Annotated in this window: 16 protein-coding genes and 3 pseudogenes; all 19 read right to left on the minus strand. The window is 49.0% G+C overall.

Going from position 1 to position 23,072, the window contains the following annotated elements; genetic code table 11:
- Nucleotides 1-24: 24 nt before the first annotated feature.
- The 19 genes and pseudogenes from PVOR_RS20025 to PVOR_RS20110 all read right to left on the minus strand — a co-directional run bounded on the left by PVOR_RS20025 (nt 25) and on the right by PVOR_RS20110 (nt 23,031).
- Nucleotides 25-1,013, minus strand: a pseudogene (locus tag PVOR_RS20025) (polysaccharide deacetylase family protein).
- Nucleotides 1,014-1,298: 285 nt separating this feature from the next.
- Nucleotides 1,299-3,404: a polyribonucleotide nucleotidyltransferase gene (gene pnp, locus PVOR_RS20030; RefSeq protein ID WP_006211280.1), complete on the minus strand. Its 2,106-nt coding sequence runs from the start codon at nt 3,402-3,404 to the stop codon at nt 1,299-1,301.
- A 405-nt stretch (nt 3,405-3,809) separates the two neighbouring features.
- Nucleotides 3,810-4,079, minus strand: coding sequence for a 30S ribosomal protein S15 (rpsO, locus tag PVOR_RS20035; protein WP_006211281.1), 270 nt, complete (start codon nt 4,077-4,079; stop codon nt 3,810-3,812).
- 164 nt (nt 4,080-4,243) lie between these two features.
- Nucleotides 4,244-5,197, minus strand: a complete 954-nt coding sequence (locus tag PVOR_RS20040) for a bifunctional riboflavin kinase/FAD synthetase (RefSeq protein WP_006211282.1) — start codon at nt 5,195-5,197, stop codon at nt 4,244-4,246.
- A 35-nt stretch (nt 5,198-5,232) separates the two neighbouring features.
- Complete coding sequence (gene truB, locus PVOR_RS20045; protein ID WP_006211283.1) at nt 5,233-6,144, minus strand: tRNA pseudouridine(55) synthase TruB; 912 nt, start codon at nt 6,142-6,144, stop codon at nt 5,233-5,235.
- Entirely contained in the window at nt 6,141-7,118 is a 978-nt protein-coding gene (locus PVOR_RS20050; protein WP_006211284.1) for a DHH family phosphoesterase, read from the minus strand. Before PVOR_RS20050 ends, truB begins: the two co-directional genes overlap by 4 nt.
- 83 nt (nt 7,119-7,201) lie before the next feature.
- Nucleotides 7,202-7,555: a 30S ribosome-binding factor RbfA gene (gene rbfA, locus PVOR_RS20055; protein WP_006211285.1), complete on the minus strand. Its 354-nt coding sequence runs from the start codon at nt 7,553-7,555 to the stop codon at nt 7,202-7,204.
- A gap of 18 nt (nt 7,556-7,573) precedes the next feature.
- Complete coding sequence (locus PVOR_RS33095; RefSeq protein ID WP_419144519.1) at nt 7,574-7,849, minus strand: EF-Tu/IF-2/RF-3 family GTPase; 276 nt, start codon at nt 7,847-7,849, stop codon at nt 7,574-7,576.
- Nucleotides 7,824-10,244 (minus strand): translation initiation factor IF-2, encoded by a 2,421-nt coding sequence (gene infB / locus PVOR_RS20060; protein ID WP_006211287.1) that lies wholly within the window; start codon nt 10,242-10,244, stop codon nt 7,824-7,826. Before infB ends, PVOR_RS33095 begins: the two co-directional genes overlap by 26 nt.
- Nucleotides 10,237-10,560, minus strand: a complete 324-nt coding sequence (locus tag PVOR_RS20065; protein ID WP_172964039.1) for a L7Ae/L30e/S12e/Gadd45 family ribosomal protein — start codon at nt 10,558-10,560, stop codon at nt 10,237-10,239. The genes infB and PVOR_RS20065 overlap by 8 nt, the downstream gene beginning before the upstream one ends.
- Nucleotides 10,553-10,864 carry an RNase P modulator RnpM gene (rnpM, locus tag PVOR_RS20070; RefSeq protein WP_006211289.1) on the minus strand — a complete coding sequence of 104 codons (312 nt, stop codon included), beginning with the start codon at nt 10,862-10,864 and terminating at the stop codon, nt 10,553-10,555. Before rnpM ends, PVOR_RS20065 begins: the two co-directional genes overlap by 8 nt.
- Nucleotides 10,865-10,889: 25 nt before the next feature.
- Nucleotides 10,890-11,987 (minus strand): transcription termination factor NusA, encoded by a 1,098-nt coding sequence (nusA, locus tag PVOR_RS20075; protein WP_006211290.1) that lies wholly within the window; start codon nt 11,985-11,987, stop codon nt 10,890-10,892.
- Nucleotides 11,988-12,019: 32 nt separating this feature from the next.
- Nucleotides 12,020-12,481: a ribosome maturation factor RimP gene (rimP, locus tag PVOR_RS20080; RefSeq protein WP_006211291.1), complete on the minus strand. Its 462-nt coding sequence runs from the start codon at nt 12,479-12,481 to the stop codon at nt 12,020-12,022.
- Nucleotides 12,482-12,660: 179 nt separating this feature from the next.
- A pseudogene (locus PVOR_RS20085) lies at nt 12,661-16,981 on the minus strand (PolC-type DNA polymerase III).
- Nucleotides 16,982-17,210: 229 nt separating this feature from the next.
- Entirely contained in the window at nt 17,211-18,668 is a 1,458-nt protein-coding gene (proS, locus tag PVOR_RS20090; RefSeq protein ID WP_006211292.1) for a proline--tRNA ligase, read from the minus strand.
- 210 nt (nt 18,669-18,878) lie between these two features.
- Entirely contained in the window at nt 18,879-20,147 is a 1,269-nt protein-coding gene (gene rseP, locus PVOR_RS20095) for an RIP metalloprotease RseP (RefSeq protein WP_370511098.1), read from the minus strand.
- Nucleotides 20,148-20,284: 137 nt separating this feature from the next.
- A complete protein-coding gene (locus tag PVOR_RS20100; protein WP_006211294.1) occupies nt 20,285-21,424 on the minus strand; it encodes a 1-deoxy-D-xylulose-5-phosphate reductoisomerase in 1,140 nt (379 codons plus the stop codon).
- A gap of 17 nt (nt 21,425-21,441) precedes the next feature.
- Nucleotides 21,442-22,242 carry a phosphatidate cytidylyltransferase gene (locus tag PVOR_RS20105; RefSeq protein ID WP_006211295.1) on the minus strand — a complete coding sequence of 267 codons (801 nt, stop codon included), beginning with the start codon at nt 22,240-22,242 and terminating at the stop codon, nt 21,442-21,444.
- Nucleotides 22,243-22,262: 20 nt separating this feature from the next.
- Nucleotides 22,263-23,031 (minus strand): annotated as a pseudogene (locus PVOR_RS20110) (isoprenyl transferase).
- Nucleotides 23,032-23,072 lie beyond the last annotated feature (41 nt).

Genomic DNA, 23,072 nt, shown 5'->3' on the forward strand with positions numbered 1-23,072 from the left:
TTCTATCAAACTTTACCATCCGGCTCAACTTTCCTTAGGCATGATTCGTTCAGGGGAAAGCGTCTGACTGACCGTCCCAATCTCCAGCCCTTTGGCCCTTATTCCGTCAATCATTCCTTTTAACGCTTGTGACGAGGAATCCGTAGGGTGCATCAGAATCAGGAAGCCCGGCTCCACCTTCGTGGATATCTTTTGAACGACCGCTTCCGGTGCAGGATGCTTCCAATCGATCGTATCGAGTGTCCACAGTACTGTTTTTAGCCCCCGTGCATGGGCGATGGATACAGTCTGCTGATTAAAGTCGCCGGAAGGCGGGGCAAACCATTTGTTCTCCACACCCAAACTTTCTTTCTAGCAGATCCTGAGTTTTCGCGATTTCCATCTCTGCCCGCTCCCTGCTGAGACGACTCATGTTAGGATGCGTATACGCGTGATTTTCCACCTCATGACCTCTCTTCAAAATTTCGCCGGCCAGCTCCGGGTTCTTCTTCAGCCAGCTCCCATCCAGAAAAAAGGTCGTCTTCACGTTTTCCTTATCCAGCGTATTCAGCATCGGCACCAGGAATTCATTCCCCCACGCCACATTAATCATGAGCGACACCATCGGCTTATTCGGGTTCCCTCGATAGATCGGCTGTTCACCCAGATCATTAAGAGTTACTTTAGCCGGTATTTGCCGGTAAACGTAAGGTATGGCATCCCCGGGTTTTCGCTTTTTGGTAAGATGCCGCTTTATATGTAGCTTCTACGTCAATCTCGATCCCGTTATAACCGGGAACCGCTTTCCATACCGAGTCAACCCTTGCATCAACGGGCTCGATTCGTGATTTCGCTGATGCGGCTTCAATCTGATTCAATAGATCCAGATCTACTGCCGTCTGTGTTCCATTTACGAAGTGCGCTTCCGGTTTCACCTGCAGCCCCGACACATATTCCCAAGCCCCGCTGAACACAGCGACAGCCGACACCATCGCGGCACCGGTTAGCAGCACGGCCATTTTTTTACCATTCATGGGCAATCCACCCTCCCCTTGAGAAGCTTTGTCCCATTTTATGAGAGGATAGGCGGAATTATGTGCTGCTAGAAACGACACCGCATATTCAAGGCAGGATACGCCTACGTATCTATTCATAAAACAACCCCACAACGTGGGGCATATGCTGCAAAGCTTATCTAATATAGGTACGGGACCGAGAGAAACCGTGTTTCTTATGATCAAAAAAGAGCCAGAATGATAGGTTCTGCCTCTTTTTTCTTCATCCATATCCTGTTCACAAACCAACAAGCGCGAAAGCGCTTAAGAGCCGCTCTTGCTCGCTTCTGTAGTTAAAACCGCTTTGCGAGACAGGTTAATCCGTCCCTGCTGGTCGATTTCGGTAACCTTCACCGTAATGACATCACCAATCGCAACCACGTCCTCCACCTTCGCTACGCGCTCTGTAGAGAGCTGCGAGATGTGAACAAGCCCGTCTTTGTTCGGCAGAATTTCAACAAAAGCACCGAATTTCTCGATCCGTTTTACCGTACCTGTGTAAATTTCACCTACAGCTACTTCACGCACAATGCCTTCGATAATCGAAAGTGCTTTTTTGTTCATCTCATCATTGGCAGAAGCGATAAACACACGACCGTCTTGCTCGATATCGATCTTCACGCCGGTTTCCTCAATGATTTTGTTGATGATTTTGCCGCCAGCACCGATTACATCGCGAATTTTGTCCGGATTGATCTGCATGGTAATAATTTTAGGCGCATATTGGGACAAGCTCGTTCTTGGCTGCTGAATGGCTTCTGCCATTTTCCCAAGAATGTGCATGCGTCCTTCTTTTGCCTGCTGCAGAGCTTCCTGCAAAATCGCACGGTCGATTCCATCGATTTTGATATCCATTTGAATGGCGGTAACCCCTTCAGGCGTACCTGCAACTTTAAAGTCCATATCGCCAAGATGGTCTTCCATGCCTTGAATATCCGTTAGAATGGAGACATGATCCCCGTCCTTGATCAAGCCCATCGCTACGCCGGCTACAGGAGCTTTGATGGGTACCCCTGCATCCATCATAGCCAGTGTGCTTGCGCATATGCTGGCTTGGGAAGTCGAACCGTTCGATTCAATAACTTCTGACACCAGGCGAATCGTGTACGGGAACTCAACTTCGTTCGGAATGACTTTGGACAAGGCACGCTCGCCGAGCGCTCCATGCCCGATTTCACGACGGCCTGGAGCACGAAGTGGACGAGCTTCCCCTACGCTGAATGGCGGGAAGTTGTAGTGATGCATGAAACGCTTAGTCTCTTCCAGATCGATACCATCGAGAATCTGCACATCGCCAAGGGCACCTAGAGTACATACGCTGAGAGCTTGGGTTTGTCCACGCGTAAACAGACCGGAACCATGCGTTCTAGGAAGCAGGCTAGTATCACAATCGATAGGACGGATCTCAGACAGACCACGGCCATCCGGACGAACCTTGTCATGCGTAATCAGACGTCGGACTTCTTCCTTCACGATATCGTGAAGCACCTCTTTAACATCCTTCAACAATTCAGGAGTCTCGATATACTTCTCTTCAAACACGGTATACGCTTCTTCGTTGATGGCGTCAATTGCATCCTGGCGGGCATGTTTCTCCTCGATGCGAACGGCTTCAACCAGACGAGCTGCGGCGAAATCACGCACTTCACGATTCACCGCTTCATTGACAGCATGGAGCTTAACTGCCATTTTCTCTTTACCGCAAGCAGCCACGAGCTCTTCGATCTTAGCTACAATTTTCTTGATTTCCTCATGTCCGAACATGATGGCTTCCAGCATGACTTCCTCAGGAACTTCGTTTGCTTCAGCTTCAACCATCATGATGGCGTCTTTAGTACCTGATACAACTAGATAGATATCACTTGCTTCCTGCTGTGCAATATCCGGATTCACGACAAAATTGCCATCCACACGACCTACGGCTACGCCGCCAATCGGACCGTTGAAAGGCACATCCGAGATACTCAGAGCTGCGGAAGTACCGATCATAGCCGCGATTTCCGGCTCACAATCCTGATCCACACTCATAACCAGGTTCAGAACCTGAACATCATTACGGAATCCTTCCGGGAACAGCGGACGAATCGGACGGTCTGTCAGACGGCTGGCAAGAATCGCTTTCTCGCTCGGTCTGCCTTCCCGTTTAATAAATCCACCCGGAATTTTACCGACTGCGTACAATCTCTCCTCGTAGTTGACCGTTAATGGAAAGAAATCCAAATCCTTCGGTTCACTGGAAGCTGTCACTGTACACAGGACTGCTGTTTCGCCGTAACGAACCATAACAGCCGCATTTGCCTGCTTCGCAAGGCGCCCTGTTTCGAACACGAGGGGTCTTCCGCCAAGCTGCATTTCAACACGTGTTTCCATATATTCCCTCCTCATGGGGATAAATTTTTTGAAATCTTCTAACATCAATGTTTTTTTGCAAAACGCTGTCCACATTTCCAAACCAGAGCCATCCATCGGTCCAACATCACTAACCTATGTACAGGAACAACCCGAACCGTATAGAACATTCTCCGCATAGACCATCCCTGGTTATAACCGTCAAACGAAACTCAAGCGAACAGACACGCCTACAATCTAAAAAAAGAATATATATTAAGATAACCCCACAAAGTGGAGTTTAGGCTATGAAGCGTACGCAGTACTTTGTGGGGGAGCACGAAAACAGTAAATTGTACAATACTTAGAAAAGAGCCCGGCTGCGCCGCTGTCGTTCCAAGAAGGACAGTGGACAACCAGGCTGTTTTCGGCACATCTTATGGATGATTAGCGACGCAATCCAAGCTTCTCGATCAAAGCACTGTAACGTTTAACATCCTTGTTTTTCAAGTATGCAAGCAACTTACGGCGTTGACCGACCATTTTCAACAATCCACGACGGGAATGATGATCCTTCTTGTGCGTACGCAAGTGGTCAGTCAAGTTCGTAATGTTTTCCGTTAGGATAGCGATTTGCACTTCTGGGGATCCTGTATCGGACTCATGAGTTTTGTGCTCGTCAATCAGTTGTTGTTTACGTTCTTGAGTCAATGCCATCCTGTTCACCTCCCTCATTATAATCGCCATTGGCCCAGGTACCGACGGTGAGATCGAACATCCAAGCCAAGGTTAATATTGCCCACACTCCGGGCAACCTCTAAGAGTATAGCATACTTTACCTGAAAAAGAAAATCAGTTCAGTACAATTTGTCCCAAATCGTTTATTCGCTGACATTCAATATTCTTCGGGCTTCAACCGCATCCCTCTGAATCCATTCTACAAGCTCTTGAACCGATTCGAATTTATGCTCCTTGCGGATATATTGAACAATATCCACCGTCATGATTTGATCATATAGATCCCCTTCAAAATCAAACAGATGCACCTCGAAGATGGGCTCCGTGATTCCTTCATGGAAGGTTGGCTTCACACCGATGTTCATCACGCCCGGAATCCAGTTGTCATGCTTATTGGTCCGCGCCCGGACTGCGTAAACGCCTAACGCCGGTACAACGTAAGGATCCGTCAATTCCAGGTTAGCAGTTGGAAAACCGATCTTTCTTCCCCGCTTTTCCCCATGAATGACACTGCCCCGGATCCGGTAATTCCGTCCGAACCAACGGTTAGCATCCGACAGCTGTCCCGTTTTCAGTGCGATCCGAATAGATGAACTTCCGACCTTCTCCCCATCGACCAAAAATGGCGGAACCGTAACGACAGTCATTCTGCCTTCACCAAGCTCCTGAAGTTTGACTGCGTCGCCAGCGCCTTTATGACCAAAACGGAAATCAAATCCGACAACCGCCGTTTGAAGATTTAAGGGCAATAACATCTCTTCAACAAAGGTTTCCGGACTCACTTGGGAAAATTCTTTATTGAACTCAACAATGTACAGAATATCAATGCCCATCTCTTCAAGCAGCTGCTGCTTATCGGGCTGGGGCGTAAGATACCCCTCGTAGCTCCCCTTACCAATCACGTCTTTTGGATGAGGGTAAAAGGTAATGAGTGCAGCTGGTACTCCATTGTCCCGCGCAATATTCACAGCGGTTGAAAGCACGCTGGCATGCCCCAGATGAAGACCGTCAAACTGACCAATTGCGGCAACCTTCGGCTCGGCTGCTTCATGCGCTATTTCAGCAGATACAGGATAAGATAAAGAAACAATTCTCATGATTTCTCACCTCCACTCACTAAATCCAGTCATACTTAGGAGAATACTTTCACCGGAACGATAGCCCCTGTTTCCTCCTGGCGCTTATAGATTCCCAGAAAGTTTCCCTTTATATCGTACAAGCGAATAGGCTCCGAACTGTCGACAGCCGGCTCCACCGCTCTCGAAGACAATCGTTGTCCCTGCAATGCAGCTTCCGTTTTCTCTTCAGACACGGTATGCTCCGGCAGATTGTGAATCGCTTGGTCCACGGGAATAAGCCTCGTATGCAGCGTTCCTTCCTTCATGAACTGCTCAATCTGCTCCAGAGTCAAGCACTGCTGCTCCGTGATTCCTGCCGATACCGTACGTTCCAGCTTGACCATGACCGAAGGCAGGCCGAGCTTTCGTCCAATATCTACGCAAAGCGTACGGATGTATGTACCTTTGGAGCACAGCACTCGAAATGAAATGTCCGTGTACTCGCCCTCAGCATCAAAATCCGTCATTTCGATTTCATGAATCGTTACGGTACGACTCTTGCGTTCCACGGTCTTTCCTTCTCTGGCAAGTTCGTATAACCGTTTGCCATTGATCTTGACAGCCGAATACATAGGGGGGACTTGAGAGATCGGGCCCATAAAAGATTGCAGCGCTTCAATGGCTTCATTCTTCGTTACATGAACTTCATCTGCCGTTTCTGTCACACTGCCGGTAATATCCTCTGTGTCCGTCGAATATCCCAGCCGGAGAACCGCATGGTACTCCTTAGGCAGTTCCTGCAAGTATTCCACAACCCGTGTTGCTCTGCCAAGACATAACGGAAGCACCCCCGTTACTTCGGGGTCCAGCGTACCTGTATGTCCAATCCGCTTCATCCGGAGGATTCCCCGGACTTTGGCTACCACATCATGAGATGTCCAGCCTGCGGGTTTATGAACGGCCAAAATGCCTTCTAATTGCGTCATAACTTTAATTTCACCTGCTCTACCACTCTTGGAATGATGTCATGAAGTTCGCCCTCGATGCTGCAGCCTGCTGCCCGTACGTGGCCGCCTCCGCCGAAAACCTGCGCCAATGCAGCTACATCAACTTTTCCGGCTGAACGCAAGCTTACCTTGACCACTCCGGACTTCAGAGATTTAAACAGGATTCCAACTTCGACTCCCTGAATGTTTCGGGGATAATTGACGATGCCCTCAAGGTCTTCGCTGACAGCACCGCATATTTCCATATGCTCAGGGGTTACGTTTACCCATGCTATTTTGCCATCATCCGATAAACTTAACGTATTTAACGCCTGAACCAAAACCTTCATCTGCGGAAGCGTCATTTCTTCCAATAAAGTTTTCGCAATTTCCGGTCCATTCACCCCATAGGACAACAGATCAGACGCAATACTCATTACCTTGGGCGATGTATTGGAATAACGGAACCCGCCTGTATCCGTCAACAAACCCGTATAAATGGCCGTTGCAATCTCGGCATCCCAATTCACATCAAACAAATTCAGCAGATCATACAGGATTTCCGCGGTTGCAGCAGCCTCTGGCGCCACAAGGTTGATTGCCCCATAACGATCATTGGTTGGATGATGGTCGATATTTACGATGCTTGCATGATCAGCAAATACCTTTTGAGTATAGCCTACTCTAGCAAAATCCGCACAGTCCACACAAATGACATGCGAGAATGTTCTTCCTGGCTGTTGTTCGGACAGATTCAGGATGTCTTCCGCGTGCCACAGGGCTCTCATGCGCTTCGGAATGGGTCCCTCGTTGATCATGGTGAATTTCTTGCCCAGACATGAGAGAAGCCAGCCCACCGCAAGGGTGGAACTGACTGCATCTCCGTCGGGCTGAACATGCGACACAACCAAATAATCATCGTGCTCCAGCAGGTATGACTTCACCTGCTGCAGCTCTTGTTCATAGGTCTGCATTCGCCCTCTCCTTTATAAAAACCACGTGTATCGACGAACTTTCCATAACCAGACCGCGATTAGTGATCGTAAATCAAATCACTCTATTTCTCTTCACGATCAACAATTTCGGTAAGCAGCTTCTCAATGTGGCTGCCATACGCGATGGAATCATCGAATTTGAAGATCAGCTCTGGCACATGCCGGAGACGAATTCGCTTGCCTAGCTCTGAACGGAGAAAGCCGCTTGCCTTCTCCAGACCTTTCAAGGAAGCTGCCTTCTGTTCATCGTCGCCGAGTACGCTCAGGTAGATCTTCGCTTGAGACAGGTCATTTGTTACATCAACACCGGTCACTGTGATAAAACCGATTCTTGGGTCTTTCATTTCCGTTTGGATCAGTTGGCTGAGCTCTTTTTTAATCTGCTCGCCTACGCGCCCAGTTCTGATTTTTGCCATCTCTGATCACCTCATTCGTTAGCGCTCTACCGTCTCCATGATGAAGGCTTCGATGATGTCCCCTTCTTTGACGTCGCTATAGCTTACCAAGGTAATACCACACTCATAACCCTGTGCCACTTCTTTAGCGTCATCTTTAAAACGCTTGAGGGAATCGATCTTGCCTTCATGAACGACAATACCGTCACGGATCAAGCGAGCTTCTGCATTACGTGCAATTTTACCGGATGTCACCATACATCCAGCAATCGTACCCACTTTACTCACTTTAAACGGTGCTGCGGACTTCCGCATGACCGATCACGGTTTCTTTGTACTCCGGATCGAGCATCCCCTTCATAGCTTGCTCAATTTCCTCGATTACATTATATATTACACGGTGCAGACGAATATCAACCTTCTCCTGCTCTGCGGTTTGCTTCGCTTGAACGTCCGGACGAACGTTGAAGCCGATAACAATCGCATTGGAGGCAGCTGCCAAAATAATATCGGATTCCGTGATCGCACCGGCACCGCTGTGGAGGATTTTGACGCGAACGCCTTCCACTTCGATTTTGTTCAAGGAACCTTTCAGTGCCTCAACAGAGCCTTGTACGTCACCTTTGATGATCACGTTAAGATCTTTGATCTCGCCGTCTTTAATGTGCTGGAATAGATCATCCAGCGTAACGCGGGTGTTCGTGTTCAGCTCGGATTGACGATGGGTAATCGAACGTTTATCAGCGATGTTACGAGCTTTACGCTCATCTTCAAACACCATAAACGGATCGCCGGCACCCGGAACTTCAGTCAAACCGGTAATTTCAACCGGCGTTGAAGGACCCGCTTCTTTTAAGCGACGGCCTTTGTCATTAACCATTGCACGAATACGTCCGAAGCAGTTGCCCGCTACAAACGCGTCTCCCACTTTAAGCGTACCATGCTGAACGAGAATACGTGCTACCGGGCCTCTGCCTTTATCCAGCTCAGCTTCAATAACGGTACCGCGCGCACGCTTGTCAGGATTTGCTTTGTATTCATTGACTTCCGCTACCAGAAGGATCATTTCAAGCAAGTCTTCCATACCCATGCGCTGTTTCGCCGAGACGTTAACAAAGATGGTATCTCCGCCCCACTCTTCAGGCACTAACTCATATTCCGTCAGCTCTTGTTTCACTTTATCCGGGTTGGCATCCGGCTTATCAATTTTGTTCACGGCAACGATGATTGGCAGTCCAGCTGCTTTCGCATGGTTAATAGCTTCCACCGTTTGAGGCATTACGCCGTCGTCCGCTGCCACCACAATAATGGTCATATCCGTTACTTGCGCACCACGTGCACGCATAGCTGTAAAGGCTTCGTGACCCGGTGTATCCAGGAACGTAATCTTCTTGTTGTTAATTTCAACTTGATAAGCACCGATATGCTGGGTAATGCCGCCAGCTTCGCCACCCGTTACGTTAGTTGAGCGGATTGCATCAAGCAGCGTTGTTTTACCGTGATCGACGTGACCCATGATCGTAACGACCGGTGGACGCTCTTTCAATTCTTCAGGAGTATCATTTTCTTCAACGGTCTCAAAACGATCTTCCTCAACCGGAATTTTCACTTCGACTTCAACACCAAACTCCCCAGCAAGCAGCAGAATGGTATCGATATCCAGCTCCTGGTTGATGGTGGCCATCACGCCGAGGAAAATCAGCTTCTTGATGACTTCGGAAGCGTCCTTATGAAGCAGCTTCGCCGTTTCACCGACGGTCATGTTGCCACGGACGATAATTTTCTTCGGCGTGTTGTCGATTTTTTCACGAGGCGGCTGCTGATTATACTGATTCCGGCCACGGTTGTTCTTCCCACCGCGATTGTTGCCACGGAATCCTCCCTGACGATTGTTGTCATCAAATCGCTTGGAATCTTGACGGTTGTTATTGTTGTTGTTGTTGGTTCTGGAACCGCGGTTCTGGCTGTTATTGCTATTGTTGTTGGAGCTGGAAAAACCGCCACCGGTTCCACCCGGTTTGCTCTGTGGACGTGCTCCGCCTTGGTTGTTGCTTCCCTGCGGACGCGATCCAGTCTGATTACTGCCTTGCGGACGTGCACCCCCCTGACCTCCGCCCTGTGGACGTGAACCGGTCTGTGTACTGCCTGCCGGTCTGGATGCTTGGCTACGATTGTTTTGCTGGACTCCTTGAGTGGAGCCAGACTGACTTCTTCGGGTATCCTGTCCTCCTTGGGGACGCTGGGAACCTGAAGCACTCTGGTTGTTTTGATTAGTTCTACTATTCATACCTACCTGCTTTTCCTGTTGTTTTTTGGGCTGGCTTTGACCTTGTTGTCCTGGTGCTCGCTGTCCTGAATTACGCATACCGTCCTGCCCATTACGGCTGCCTTCGGTACTTACATTAGAGATGGTACCCTCTGATTTAATATTGGATACCGCTGCAGCCGGACTGGCTCCGGAAACCGAAGGTTTACGGTTCTCGTTTCGGGAAGATTCTGAACTATCCCGCTTGGCAGCAGCGTTGGATTTGATATCTTTGAAGAATTGTTCAACCTTGGACACCGTATCGTTCTCCATTACGCTCATATGATTATTGACCGGAATGTTTAAACGCTTAAGTATCGTAATAATTTCTTTACTGCTCATGTTTAACGATTTAGCATATTCGTACACTCGAAGTTTATTGTCTTTGTTTTCTTGTTTACTCAATATACTCCACCTCCGACATTGTCTCCATTTTCTTGGAGATCATTTCTGCGAATCCTTGATCCGTAACTGCCAGCACAACCCGCTCGGGTTTACCTACACTTGTGCCCAGACTTTCCCGGTCAAATCCGATTACCAGAGGGATTTTATAAGAACCGCATTTATCGCGGAACTTCTTTTTTGTATTATCTGAGGCGTCACCCGCCAGAATAACCAATTTTGCTTCAGAAGACCGGATGCCTTTGAGCACGATCTCATCTCCGGTAACCACCTTACCTGCCCTCATGGCCAGGCCGAGCTGAGAAAGCGCCCTATTCATCATCGGCAGCACTCTCTTTTGCAGCCAGGAATTCATCTTCAACCTTGATAAAATCCTGTGCCAACTGTTCATAGATCTCAGGTTTCACATGCTGTTTCAACGCTCGATCTAACGACTTATTTTTGTGTGCCAGCTTGAAGCAGGAAACTTTACCGCATAAATAAGCTCCCCGTCCCGACTTTTTGCCGGTGAGATCGATCAGGACGGCATCCTCAGGTGTCCTTACAATCCGGATAAGCTCTTTCTTCGGCATCATTTCCTGGCACGCTACACATTTGCGCAGTGGTATCTTTCTCTGTTTCAAGACGACAACCCCCCGTCACTTGGAATTAATCGACAGAGACGGAATCCTGGTGCATTTCACCAGATTGGGATTTCGGTCTGCCAAATTCCTGTTCCGCTTGACTTTCACTCTTAATGTCAATCTTCCAGCCTGTCAGTTTCGCCGCAAGACGAGCATTCTGACCTTTGATTCCAATTGCAAGCGAAAGCTGATAATCCGGAACGATTACGCGTGCCATCTTCTCATCTTCAAATACCTGGACTTCAAGTACTTTGGATGGGCTGAGTGCATTGGCCACGTACTCTTCAACTTCTTCGGAATAGCGTACGATGTCAATTTTTTCGCCGCGAAGCTCATTAACAATCGTCTGTACGCGCATACCTTTCGGTCCTACGCATGAGCCTACCGGATCGACTTCGTCGTTACGGGAATACACCGCAATTTTGGATCGGAATCCAGCTTCACGTGCAACCGAGCGAATTTCAACCACGCCATCAAAGATTTCAGGCACTTCAAGCTCAAACAGGCGCTTCAACAGACCTGGATGCGTACGGGACAGCATAATCTGCGGACCCTTCGTTGTGTTCTCAACCTTGGTAATGTACGCCTTGATCCGGTCGCCATGCTTAAACTTCTCGTTCGGCATGAGCTCGGTCAGCGGCAGCGCAGCTTCAATCTTGCCAAGATCAATGTAGATGTTGCGCATATCCTGACGCTGCAGCGTACCGGTTACAATGTCGTCTTCCTTGTCAATAAAAGCGCTGTAGATCAGGCCGCGTTCGGCTTCTCTAATGCGCTGGGTGACAACTTGCTTTGCCGTTTGAGCTGCGATCCGTCCGAAATCGCGAGGCGTAACCTCGATTTCCGCTATATCTTCAATCTGAAAATGCGGATTGATTTCCCGGGCTGCATGCAGTGAAATTTCTGTCCGCGGATCCAGAACCTCGTCCACAATCAGCTTCCGTGCAAACACCTTGATGACGCCCGTGTTACGATTCATGTCAACGCGGACATTCTGTGCTGTGTTGAAATTGCGTTTGTAACTTGAGATCAGTGCCGCTTCAATGGCTTCAAACAGCACATCTTTGCTGATGCCCTTTTCTCTCTCCAACTCGTTCATCGCTTCAATAAAATCCATACTCATTGAAAATCGGTTCCCCCTTTCAAAACTTCCGTTTAAAAAATGATGGCCAATCTGGCACTGGCTACTTTTGCATATGGAATGACGTACTGCTTCTTGACGGTTTGAATGACAAGCTCCTCGTTATCAAAGGATTCCAGTTTGCCTTCAAACTCTTTCAATCCGTTAATCGGCTCGTATACGGTAACAAACACGTTCTTGCCAACAGACTTCGCAACATCCTCTTTCTTCTTCAGAGGACGTTCCGCGCCAGGAGAAGAGACTTCAAGAAAATAAGCTGTCGGAATCGGATCGTTCTCGTCCAGCTTCTGGCTCAAGTATTCACTGATCAAACCGCAATCGTCAATGTCAATGCCGCCGTCTTTGTCAACAAACACGCGCAGGAACCAGTTGCTTCCTTCCTTAACGTATTCCACATCTACCAGTTCAAAGCCGTGTTCATTCAAATACGGCTGCACCATTTCTTCCACAGTCGTTTTAATCTTTGATGTGCTCAAAGAACATAACCTCCAACTTCATTTCCTATATACCAAAGAGTAAAGAGTGGGTTGCCCCACTCTTTACACAACGGTTTTATCTCCATGATTACCAAAAAAATTATAACATAGTCTGGTAATAGTGACAAGTATGACTCCTTGACTGTCAAGGCGTCATGGCAATTAAAGAATGACAAGAATTAGAACAATGATAACTGATTACTCTCCGGCAGACCACGGAAGCAGCCCATCTGGGTTAACAGCTCCACCGCGGTTTTACTCGCCTTCGATTTTTGCTGGAAATCCTCAATGGAGAGGAACTCGCCGAATTCCCTCGCGGCGGCAATGTTGCGGGCCGCGTTATCCCCGATCCCCTGCAAGGCCGAGAATGGCGGAATGAGTGAATTTCCATCCACCTTGAATCTTAGCGCATCCGACTGATAGAGGTCGATATTCTTAAAGCTGAATCCCCTTGCGGTCATTTCCAGCGCCATCTCCAAAATCGGCAGCATTCCTTTTTCCTTCGGACTCGCTCCAAAACCCAGCTGCTCGATCTCTTCAATGCGCCGGTATATCGCTTCATAGCCCTGACAGCATAATTCAATGTCAAAATCCTCGGCACGTACCGAGAAGTACGTTGCGTAATATTCAATCGGATAATACAGCTTGAAGTAAGCCGTTCGCACCGCTGAAATAACATATGCGGCGGCGTGGGCTTTGGGGAACATGTACTGGATTTTGAGACAGGAATCAATGTACCACTGCGGCACTTTACATCTCTTCATCTCGTCGATCCATTCCTGCGACAGCCCCCGACCTTTACGCACGCTTTCCGTGATCTTAAATGCGAGGCTTGCGTCCATACCGGCCTTATAGATCAGAAATAACATGATATCGTCACGACAGCCGATTACGGTTTTGATGTTGCATGTGCCATTCTTGATTAACTCCTGGGCATTGCCAAGCCAAACGCCGGTCCCGTGGGACAGGCCCGAAATTTGCAATAAGTCGGCAAAACTCGATGGCTGGGATTCAACCAGCATCTGGCGAACGAATTTTGTCCCCATCTCCGGAACACCGAATGTAGCCACAGGCGAGCGTATTTGCTCTGGCCTTACACCCAGGGATTCCGTGGAGTTGAACATACTCATGACCTTCGGATCATTCATCGGAATGGTGGTTGGATCCACCCCGGTCAAATCCTGAAGCATTCTCATCATGGTCGGATCATCGTGACCGAGTATATCCAGCTTGAGAAGATTCGCCTCAAAGGCATGATAGTCAAAATGCGTTGTTTTCCACTCGGCGTTGACGTCATCCGCCGGAAACTGCACAGGCGTTATCTCTTCCACCTCGATATAATCCGGTACAACAACAATCCCGCCGGGATGCTGACCTGTGCTCCGCTTAACGCCGGTACAGCCTGACGCAAGCCGGTTCAATTCCGCACCGCGCCAGCGCTTGTTGTTGTGCTCCTCATACTTCTTGGCAAAACCAAAAGCCGTCTTTTCTGCCACGGTACCGATGGTGCCGGCACGGAATACATTCTTCTCACCAAACATCTCCTTGGTGAAATTATGGGCAAGCGGCTGATATTCACCGGAGAAGTTCAAGTCAATATCGGGAACCTTGTCCCCTTTGAAACCGAGGAACGTTTCGAAAGGTATATCCTGTCCCTCGCCTTTCATCATGTTTCCGCACTCCGGACATGCTTTGTCGGGCAAATCGAAACCGCTCGGCACGCTGCCGTCCAGGAACCATTCGCTATGCTTGCAATCACTATTGATGCAAATATAATGAGCAGGGAGCGGGTTAACCTCGGATATGCCAAGGAATGTGGCAACAACGGAAGAGCCTACCGATCCCCGCGAGCCTACCAAATAGCCGTCCCGGTTCGATTTTTTAACCAGTTTCTCGGAAATCAGATAGTTCGCTGAGAAACCGTATTTGATAATCGGCTCCAGTTCTTTCTCCAGCCGCGCGACCACGACTTCAGGCAAGTTCTCCCCATAGATCGACTTGGCCGTATCGTAGCAAGTGTTACGAATCTCTTCATCCGCACCCTCAAGGATTGGAGTAAACAGTTTATCCGGGAATAACTCTAATTCTTCAAAGCGGTCCGCGAGCTCGTTCGTGTTAGTCACAACAACCTCATAACATTTGCTCTGACCCAAGAACTCGAATTCCTCCAGCATCTCTTCCGTGGTCCGGAAATGGGCATCCGGCTTGCGCAAATCCTTGAGCGGGCTGAAACCGGTAATGCCATGAATGGTAATATCCCGAAACAGCTTGTCCCGTGGTTCGAGATAATGCACATTCCCTGTAGCAATGACCGGCTTGTTCAGCTTCTCCCCGATGCGTACGATTTTGGAAATCGCCGTTTTAATCTCTTCGGGGCTGCCGACCAGTCCCTTATCCACGAGGTGCATGTACATCGTCAAAGGCTGAATCTCCAGAACATCGTAGAAATCTGCGATTTCTTCGGCCTCCTCCTCCGTCTTGTTCAGCACCGTTTCGAAGAACTCTCCCTTTTCACAGCCGGACAGCACGAGCAACCCATCCCGCATCTCTTGAAGTTTGGATTTAGGGATGCAGGGCACGCGCTTGAAATATTGGGTATGGGACATGGAGACCAGCTTGTACAGGTTTTTCTTGCCAGTCATGTTCAGTGCATAAATACCGCAGTGGAATGGACGCGTGTTGGACAGATCTGTCCCAACATAATCGTTAAGGCGGTCCAGCATTTTGACGCCTTTTGTTTTTTCCACATCGCCAAGCAGTCCGTTCAGAATTCCTGCCAGCGCAACTGTATCATCAATCGCACGGTGATGGCTCTCCAGTAGAACCTTATACTTGTCAGCCATGGTGTTAAGACGGTGATTCTTGAGTCCCGGATGCACAAGACGGGCCAGCTCCAGCGTATCCAGATACGGATTGTCCAGGGTATCCATGCCTGCATTCTTCAATGCAGCCTGAATGAAGCCCATATCAAATCGCGCATTATGCGCCACGAGCACGGCATCGCCTACGAAATCCACAAACTCTTTGAGCACCGGCTCCAGCTCGGGGGCATTCTTAACCATATCGTCATTGATGTTGGTCAATTGCTGGATGTGATACGGAATTCTCTCGTGCGGGTTCACAAAGGTAGCGTACCGGTCAATCTCTTTACCTTCGTTCATTTTAACGGCTGCAAGCTCGATGATTTTATTTGCGGTGATGGACAAACCAGTAGTCTCAATATCAAACACCACATAAGTCGCACTGCTGAGCTCAATCGGCTGTGCCTGTTCCACGATGTTGACGGCATCATTCACGACATTGGCCTCGATGCCGTACATCATTTTGATCCCGTGTTTCTTGGCATTCTTGGCTGCATCGGGATAACACTGAACACCGCCGTGATCGCTTACGGCAATGGCTTTATGGCCCCAACTGGCCGCTGTCTTGATATACCGGTCGATCGGCGTGACGGCATCCATGGTGCTCATCGTTGTGTGAAGGTGGAATTCCACCCGCTTCTCGGCTGCATTATCCTTCCGGCTCGGGGGAGAAGGCACCTCTCCCAGATCCGACGGAATCATAACAAGTTCCGGTACCTGCATGAAGCGGTCATATTCCACACGTCCGCGCGCCTTCACCCACTTGCCGTTTTCAAGCAGGCTCAATACCTTAAGTTCGTCCTTCGTCTTGCCAAACATTTTCATCTGCAAGGAATCGCTGAAATCTGTCAGATAGAATAGTGAATAACGTACTGCCGTTGACGAAGCTCCTTACGATCCAATCCGAAGATGGTCCCCTGAATCGTAATTTTCTTCTCTTCGTTACTTGGATCTCCTGGAGCGGAACCGGTTGATCCTTGATATCATACCCGACCTGCAGCCGAACCGCGCCCTCTTCCTCATCCTCCGCATCCAGCTCAGCTTCCATGCTGCTCATGATCTGCTCGATGACCTCGCGCTCTTCCTCACGCTTCTTCTGCTCGAACTCCTCATAAGCCGCCTGTCCATTATCTCCAACCTGCATTTTCACACGCAGCGTCAGATCAAAGTATTGTCCGAAGAAACGGGTAATGGCTGAATCGATCTGCTTCTTGCGGGCAAGCTCAAGTGACATGCCGTCCGACATGGAGAGAAGGACTTGTCCATCCTCCACCTCATGTTTGGCCCTTGTCATCCATCCATTCACCGAAGGGATTTCCCGATGGGCCCATTCCAAAAACAAACTCCAGTATTCTTGCACGATATCTGCTTCAGGAACGCTGCTCCCATACCGGAATACAAATTTGATCTTGGCGATATGGCTCATCTTCTCCTGAATCCTCAGACAGAATGTACGGTAGACCTCGGACGGAACCAAGGTGTCCTTAAGAACGGTTATTCTCCAGTCCTTGCTCGCCCGGCTTGTCTCTACTTGCTCAATCACGCCATCCAAAAAATAGGGTTCCACCAGATTGGCCGGAACTTCTCCCTGCTTCATCAGCAGTTCAAATCGCTTCCTTTTATCTTCTGTTGTGCCCATGGTTCCCTCCCCCTGCAATGCACAAAACTATAAAAATTCTTCTCCCAGCATACATTCTCAGAAAAAACAGAATAAAGCCTCCGCCGGCAGCACCCATTCGTCCTGCTCCAATAAAGAGAGCGTCCGCCATACTGCCATCCGGAAGCTTACTCCAGATGATGAACTCCGGGACTTGACGAAGGCCCTGCCTTCGCCGAACCTATCCCGCTGAATTCATAATATCGATATACTAGTACGCTCTGGCAAACAAAACAGTATGCTTCGCAGCTTCACCACATACGAGGCACTTGGTTTTCTTCTCAGCCGGTTCAAAAGGAATATTTCGGCTTGTAGCACCGGTTTCTTGTTTCACCGTATCTTCACAAGCTTCCGATCCGCACCAACCTGCCAATGTAAAGCCGCGTTTCTCTTCCATGCTGTCTTTCATTTCATCCAGTGTCTCTACCGAATAGAAATGGTCTTCACGGAACTGCTTCGCACGCTCAAACATTTCTTGGTGCACCTGCTCCAGCATGTTCTGCACTTCCTGTGTCAGGTTTGCCTGCTCTACTATTTTCTTCTCACCCGTAATGCGTGAGACCAGCACGCAGACACCATTCTCCATGTCACGCGGTCCAATCTCCAAACGTACCGGTACTCCGCGCATTTCATATTCATTAAATTTCCAGCCTGGACGCACATCCGGATTGTCATCAACCCGCACACGAATACCGGCAGACTTCAGTTCACGGAACAGCTCGTCCGTACGTCCTACAACAGCCTCTCTTGTCTTCGGAGGACCAATCGGGATCATGATCACTTGAGTCGGTGCGACTTTAGGAGGAAGCACCAAGCCCCGGTCATCCCCATGGACCATAATGAGGGAACCGATCAGACGTGTGCTGACACCCCAGGAAGTGGTATGTGCATATTCCAATGTATTTTCACGGTTCAAATATTGAATTTCAAAGGCTTGCGAGAAATTGGTGCCCATGTAGTGAGAGGTACCCGCTTGAACAGCCCGTCCGTCCTTCATCATCGCTTCGATGGAGAACGTATCAACAGCTCCTGCAAATTTCTCCGAAGGAGTCTTCTGCCCTTTAATGACCGGAATCGCAAGATAATCCTCCACAAACTGCTGGTAGATATCGAGCATTTGCATAGTTTCCCCTCTAGCTTCCACTTCCGTCTCGTGAGCGGTGTGGCCTTCCTGCCATAAAAACTCACTTGTACGCAGGAACGGCAATGTGCGTTTTTCCCAGCGTACCACGTTCGCCCACTGGTTAATCAGCACAGGGAGATCACGATAGGATTGAATCCATTTGGAGTACATATGCCCAAACATCGTCTCCGAAGTCGGACGGATAGCCAGACGTTCTTCAAGCTTCTCGCCAGCTGCTTCCGTTACCCAAGGCAGCTCAGGGTTAAAGCCTTCGACATGCTCCTTTTCCTTCTGGAAAAAGCTCTCGGGAATAAAAAGAGGGAAGTAGGCGTTCCGGTGTCCCGTTGCCTTAAAGCGACGGTCCAACTCTGCTTGAATATGCTCCCAAATTTCATAACCGTCCGGTTTGAAAACGATACATCCTCTGACTGGAGAATAATCCATCAAGTCGGCTTTTTTGATGACATCGATATACCAGCGCGAGAAATCTTCCCCTTGCGGCGTGATCTCTGTCACGAATTGTTTATCCTTCGATTCCTTAGACATATAAATCGTGTTCCTCCCATTAATAAAAACGCGTGGTCTTTCGCTCCTGATTCAGGGGCTTGACTTACGTTATTTTGGCAATATGTGTGAGCAAGCCGACATTGAAGTCAGCCTTGTTTAATTGTAAAAATATGTCCTGCACTAGGATTCTCCCCGAAATAGAAAAGGTACGGCTCTGATGCGGCTGGCGCACCGAGCCGTACCTGGGGTCTATCCGTTAATCAATCGTAGTATATCATTATAGGTTACTGCAATCATGAGCAGGAACAGCATTGCAAACCCGACAAAGTGAACCATGCCTTCCCTGTTCGGATCAACAGGTTTACCCCGTAAAGCTTCGATGCCTAAGAATACAAGCCGGCTTCCATCCAGTGCCGGAATCGGCAGCAGGTTGAATATACCTAGATACAAGCTTAATATTGCCGCCCAGTAGGTCAGCTGTTCAATGCCCTGTTTTGCAATTTGGCCTGTGACCTCAAACGTTCGTACAGGACCGCCAAGGTCGTCCATCGAGAACTTCTGAATCAACTGCCTGAATCCTTGGAAGATGATATTGGTTGTGTCTACCATCGCTGTCCCGGAGCCGGTAATCGTCTCACCTAGACCGGCGGATCGAGTAGGAAGTTCAGGAACAATCCCGACCTTACCGCCTTCCTGTCCCTCCATCGTGCGAGGGGTTAACGTCAGATCGAAGGATTCCTCTCCCCGTCGTACCGTCCATTCCATCGGCTTGTCCTGGGAAGCCGCAATCAATTCGATCATCTTCTGATAATCGGCACCAATGGCGGTTCCGTTAATACTCTCGATGATGTCGCCTTCCTTGAGGTCGGCTTCGTCTGCAGGCATGCCTTTGGTGATCTCGCCAATCTGCACATAAGTTGGATTATCCACCGGAATTCCGGCCATTTGAATGTGCAGGGCAAAGAGGATGAAGGCCAGGATGAAGTTCATGACAGGGCCTGCAAATATCGCAAGCGCTCTTTGACCAACGGTCTTGCTGCCGAACTGACGGTCTCTTGGTGCGATCTGCGTCTCAACACCTTTGGCAACCGTCAGCGCCTGTGGATGGATTTCATATTGCTGGAATTCACCATCGACATCAAGCCTTACCGATAAACGATCGACCATATCCATGAACTGAACTTCACCGCGAATGACATTTTTACGGTTGTCGAGTTGATCCAGGTAAATCTTCTTCACTTGATTCTCTGCATTCAATCGAACCGCAATCGTCTGACCAGCCTGAATCTCGACAAGTTCCGGATCTTCTCCCGCCATGCGGGCATATCCCCCGAATGGAAGAAGACGAAGCGTGAACTGGGTTTCATGGCGTTTATATGAGAACAGCTTTGGACCAAATCCAATCGCGAACTCCCGAACCAATATTCCGGCACGCCGGGCAAAATAATAGTGCCCCCATTCGTGCACGGTAACAATAACAAAAAACATGAGCACCGTTAAAAAAACGACCCGAACCATTTCCAATTCTTTACATCCCCCTTTTCCTCTGAGAACGCAGTATGTCCCTATAGATTATCATTATTCTCCTATCGTCCACAAGAGAATCACAAATCGTCAGCTTTTTTCAAGGGAGATTTCAAAAACAGCTTCAATTCCTATAGTCGGGAAGCTAATTCACGTGCTAGCCGATCACTCTCTTCAATCGTCTCCAGTGCCGGCTCCGGTGTGTTGTCATGACCATGCAGCACTTCTTCTATAATCTCTTCGATCCGCAGAAAAGAGATTTCACTGCGCAGAAACCGGGCAACGGCGATTTCATTGGCTGCATTAAATACCGTTGGTGCTGTCCCACCCATTTTACCACATTCATAAGCAAGCCTTAAACAAGGAAAACGTTCAAGGTCCATTTCCCGGAAGTGAAGCTTGCCCGCCTCCGCCAGAGATAGCCTTGGAGCAGGCGAAGACCAACGTTCCGGATAGGTCAGCGCGTATTGAATCGGTACCCGCATATCCGGATTGCCAAGCTGTGCGATGATGCTGGAATCGCGGAATTCTACAAAGGAATGGATAATGCTCTCCGGATGAAGAAGAACGGAAATGTTGTCATAAGGAATCTGATAAAGCCAATGGGCTTCCATCACCTCTAACCCCTTGTTCACCATGGTGGCTGAATCTATCGTGATTTTCGCCCCCATAGACCAGTTGGGATGTTTAAGCGCGTCCTCCACTGTGACATGGACCAGCTGCTCACGCGTATAATCCCGAAAAGAGCCTCCGGATGCCGTCAAGGTAATCCTTTCAATATCCTCCTGCCGTTCTCCATTCAAGCATTGGAAGATAGCGGAATGCTCACTGTCGATAGGCAGGAGTTTTACCCCTTTGGCCGCCGCACGAGCAGTAACCAGGTGACCTGCAGTCACGAGGGTTTCCTTATTGGCAAGTCCGATCGTTTTCCCCTCTTCAATCGCTGCAAGCGTAGAAGGGAGGCCCATGCTTCCAACAACGGCTGTAACGACCAACTCCGCGTCCGTCCCTGCCGCTATCTCTACCAGCCCTTCACGGCCGTAGTAGATTTCTGTTCCAGCGGGAAGCTCGTGTCTGATTTTGTCGGCAAGCTCTTTCGAAGCAACCGACACTTTTCGCGGAGCAAATTCCTTAACCTGCTGAAGCAGCAAATCCGAATTGCTTCCTGCAGCCAGACCCTCCACCTGAAATTCTTCCCGATGCATTCTCACCACGTCCAAGGTCTGCGTACCAATGGAACCGGTGGAGCCGAGTATGCTGATTTTCTTCATGCACATCTTTCCTTTCATCAGTAAGGCAGGAGACTCAATATATGTACGAACGGAAATACAACGATCCAACTGTCACATCGGTCCAGTATTCCTCCATGTCCGGGCAGCAATTTGCCTGAATCCTTGATGCCATACACCCGTTTATATGCGGATTGTACCAAATCTCCAAGCTGACCGATTACGGCGCAGGACAACCCGATTAGAATCGCTTGTCCAGCTGCCAGGAATCCGTCAGAGAAGAATGAAAAGAGCAAAGAAGTGAACACGGCGATGACAACTCCGCCTACCGCACCTTCAATGGTTTTGTTCGGACTGATAGAAGGCCATAATTTGTGGCGACCCATTGCACGGCCGACAAAATAGGCTCCTGCATCACTTGCCCAGATGGAGGCCAACAGCAGGAAAGTCCAGAATATTCCATGACCGTCAGGAGCATGTCGCGATTCGGCAATGAAGGAAAAACCGATTCCGATATAAGCTGACGCCAAAAACAATAATGAGACCCGCTTAATATCAATCACATTTTTTGTGAACACTGTCGCCAGCAGAAACAAGAGCAGCAGGAGCCACAGAACATGCTCCCACGGGATCTGAAAATCCAACTTAAGCGGACCCCATGGGAATACAAACAACAGCACCCCCGCGTACCCTATCCATGCCGTTCCTCCGAACGGTGCCGTATTGGTCATGCGCAGAAACTCATAATAACCGATTAGTGCCATCGCCAGAATAAGAAGATGGTACCACAGACCGCCTATGAAACATAATCCTAAAAAGACCGCTCCCGCTATAATTCCGGTAATCAATCGCTGTTTCAAAACGTTCCATCCTCCATCGGCTACGACAGTCCACCGTAGCGTCTTGTTCTTTGTTGGTATTCGGCTATTGCCTCCACCAAGTGATCCTTGGTGAATTCCGGCCAATATGCGTCAGTAAACCATAACTCACTATACGCCAGCTGCCATAACATAAAATTGCTCAGACGCAGCTCGCCGCTTGTACGGATCAGTAAATCCGGATCTGGCAATTCGCCTGTGAGGAGCCGCCTGCCAATCAGTTCCTCTGTAATATCCTCAGGACGAAGGATTCCGTCACTTATTTCTTGTCCAAGCGCTTTAAAACTTTCCGTGATCTCTTTACGGCTGCCGTAATTGAGCGCAAAGTTAAGCACAAGACCGTTATTGCCGGCTGTCTTCGCAACAGCTTCTTCCATCGCGGACACGGTATGGGACGGAAGTTCTTCCGGATGCCCCATCATTCTGACCTGAACATTTTTCTCAATCAGCTCTTCAAGCTCAATAGCCAGGAACTCTTGCGGAAGCTTCATAAGAAAATCGACCTCATCCTTCGGACGTGTCCAGTTTTCTGTAGAAAAAGCATACATCGTCAATATTTTAATTCCCAAATCATCTGCAGCAATGGCTGCTCTTTTAACAGCCTTCATGCCGTTCTGTATGGCCAACGATCCGCGGCATACCGCGCCGTTTCGCCCAACGTCCATTACCATCCATGATGATAGCTACATGATGAGGGATGTTGTCCGGAGAGAGCTGATGCGTCTGCTGACTGTCCTCCTGATTCAACCACGATCGAACCCGTTTGATCATTCCATTTCCTCCAGGCATCTTTCTGACAAAAAAAGAGACAA

The sequence above is a fragment of the Paenibacillus vortex V453 genome (assembly GCF_000193415.1).
GTDB classification, from domain to species: domain Bacteria; phylum Bacillota; class Bacilli; order Paenibacillales; family Paenibacillaceae; genus Paenibacillus_AQ; species Paenibacillus_AQ glucanolyticus.